This is a genomic window from Streptomyces sp. NRRL S-31, assembly GCF_000718775.1.
Lineage (GTDB): Bacteria > Actinomycetota > Actinomycetes > Streptomycetales > Streptomycetaceae > Streptomyces.
On the sequence record NZ_JOCB01000251.1, the window covers coordinates 1 to 536 of the forward strand.

At 71.3% G+C, this 536-nt stretch carries 1 protein-coding gene; it reads right to left on the minus strand.

Annotated features, from left to right (window positions below; all coding sequences use genetic code 11):
• On the minus strand, window positions 1-514 hold a 514-nt coding region (locus IF37_RS0138480; protein ID WP_030754488.1), incomplete at its 3' end, for a transglycosylase SLT domain-containing protein.
• Between the last annotated feature and the right edge of the window lie 22 nt (window positions 515-536).

Genomic DNA, 536 nt, shown 5'->3' on the forward strand with positions numbered 1-536 from the left:
AGTACGCGGAGTTGACGTTGTCGATGGAACCGTAGCGGTGCGCGGCGTAGTTGGCGGCGGCGGTGATGTTCGCGACCGGGTCGGTGGTGCTGTGGGCGGTGCCCGCGACGTGGTAGGCGTTGAAGGTGGGGTCGATCACCTGGAGCAGGCCCTTGGAGGGGCTGCCCTTCTGCGCGTTGACGTCCCAGTTGTTCTGGGCGTTGGGGTTGCCGCCGGACTCGCGCATGATGTTGCGGCGCAGGCCCTCGTAGCTGCCCGGGATGCCCTTCTCCTTCATGATGGCCAGGGACTGCTTGATCCAGCCGTCGAGGTTGTTCGCGCTGCCGGCGGCGCCGGCGTCGGTCCGAATGCCCTGCGCGGCGGCCACGGTGTGGGCGGCCCGGGGTGCCTCGGCGGCGTGCGCGGCCGTGGGCATGAGGGTGAGGGCAGCGGTCGCGGCGCCGGTCGTGGCGAGACCCGTCAGGGCGAGGGAGCGCAGGCGGGCGAGGCGGCGGGTGGCGGTGAACGCGAGCATGGGGAAGGAACTCTCCTGGAGG